The following is a 275-nucleotide window of genomic DNA, read 5'->3' as shown; positions in this document are numbered from 1 at the left end:
AGGCCTTTTTTATAACTGCCTTATTATTGCGCTGCATCAATATACAAAACACATAGCCTATTACACTGGCACCATAACCAGTGGAGGCATTATGTCGCATGTAACGATTATTAGAGTACCTAAAACATCTATTGTACTTGGCATATGCCTTATAATTACAGGCCATACACTTATCATATCTAATGGGTTTAATGAGAAATTTGGTATTAACGGCATTATTGCATCCGCAGCCTGCATCGCTGTAGGTATACTATTGTCACTACCCACCAAAATAT

General features: G+C 37.5%; 1 protein-coding gene. It reads left to right on the top strand.

What is annotated here, in order from left to right:
- Nucleotides 1–91: 91 nt before the first annotated feature.
- On the top strand, nt 92–275 hold a 184-nt coding region (locus R2R70_RS20145; protein ID WP_410978924.1), incomplete at its 3' end, for a hypothetical protein.

Origin of the sequence: Cobetia sp. SIMBA_158 (genome assembly GCF_046566945.1) — a bacterium.
Lineage (GTDB): Bacteria > Pseudomonadota > Gammaproteobacteria > Pseudomonadales > Halomonadaceae > Cobetia > Cobetia amphilecti.
Note: the sequence above shows the minus strand (reverse complement) of the source record. Positions and strands in the feature narration are given on the sequence as shown.